Raw genomic sequence first — 324 nt, 5'->3', positions numbered from 1 at the left:
GGCTCCGGCGCCCGCGACGAAGCCGGCAAGCTCGTGCCGCTGGACGTCAAGGCCGGCGACCGCATCCTGTTCGGCAAATGGTCGGGCACCGAAGTCAAGCTCAATGGCGAAGACCTTCTGATCATGAAGGAATCCGACATCATGGGCATCATCGGCTGATCATCGGCCTTACCGTCAATCTTGAATCTTCGGGCTCGTTCCGAGCCCCTGCCAGGAGCTAAACATGGCTGCCAAAGACGTAAAGTTTTCCCGCGACGCCCGTGAGCGCATGCTGCGCGGCGTCAACATCCTCGCCGACGCGGTGAAGGTGACGCTCGGCCCCAA

Annotated in this window: 1 protein-coding gene; it reads left to right on the top strand. The window is 61.7% G+C overall.

Annotated features, from left to right (window positions below; genetic code table 11):
• Positions 1–159, top strand: a 159-nt coding sequence (locus tag AC0L2L_RS33395; RefSeq protein ID WP_192363281.1) for a co-chaperone GroES, incomplete at its 5' end; no start/stop codon positions are given.
• Positions 160–324 lie beyond the last annotated feature (165 nt).

This window comes from Mesorhizobium sp. WSM4832, from assembly GCF_055811115.1.
This window is presented reverse-complemented; position numbering and strand designations above follow the sequence as displayed.